This is a genomic window from Paenibacillus pseudetheri (assembly GCF_924513355.1).
Taxonomy (GTDB): Bacteria; Bacillota; Bacilli; order Paenibacillales; family Paenibacillaceae; genus Paenibacillus_AQ; species Paenibacillus_AQ pseudetheri.
In genome coordinates this window covers 1-609 of sequence record NZ_CAKMAB010000104.1, presented here as the reverse complement: position 1 = coordinate 609, position 609 = coordinate 1, and the positions used below count along the sequence as shown (strand labels likewise).

Here is a 609-nt window from a genome sequence, read left to right as displayed (position 1 = left end):
GCGATAGCGGAGGGGTTCCACACGTACCCATCCCGAACACGACCGTTAAGCCCTCCAGCGCCGATGGTACTTGGACCGAAGGGTCCTGGGAGAGTAGGACGCCGCCAAGCGGACAACCATTATTTGGTTGATTCAAAATGTTATATGGGCTTTTAGCTCAGTTGGTTAGAGCGCACCTCTGATAAGGGTGAGGTCGGTGGTTCGAGTCCACCAAGGCCCACCATATAACTTTATATCTTTTATGGGGCCATAGCTCAGCTGGGAGAGCGCCTGCCTTGCAAGCAGGAGGTCAGCGGTTCGATCCCGCTTGGCTCCACCATAATTTTTAATTCAATATCTTCTTTAAACATTGATCCTTGAAAACTGGATACCGAAACGAATTTGCGTTTTAGAACATCTTTTAGCTATAACTTGTGTAAACAAGTACGTTAGTTATTAGCTGGAAGCGAAGATTTTCGATTGTGTGAACAAGCGAAATATCGGAGCGAAGGTTAAGCTAATAAGAGCACACGGAGGATGCCTAGGCGCCAGGAGCCGACGAAGGACGTGGCGAACAACGAAACTGCCTCGGGGAGCTGTAAGCAAGCTTTGATCCGGGGGTGTCCGAAT

2 tRNA genes and 2 rRNA genes are annotated in these 609 nt (G+C 49.3%); all 4 read left to right on the top strand.

The window, feature by feature from the left end:
* A 5S ribosomal RNA gene (rrf, locus tag L1028_RS31100) occupies positions 1-110 on the top strand; the annotation flags it as partial.
* Between the two features lie 36 nt (positions 111-146).
* Positions 147-223: transfer RNA gene (locus tag L1028_RS31095), tRNA-Ile, on the top strand.
* A gap of 20 nt (positions 224-243) precedes the next feature.
* Positions 244-319 (top strand) — tRNA-Ala (locus L1028_RS31090).
* A 170-nt stretch (positions 320-489) separates the two neighbouring features.
* Positions 490-609, top strand: a 23S ribosomal RNA gene (locus L1028_RS31085); the annotation flags it as partial.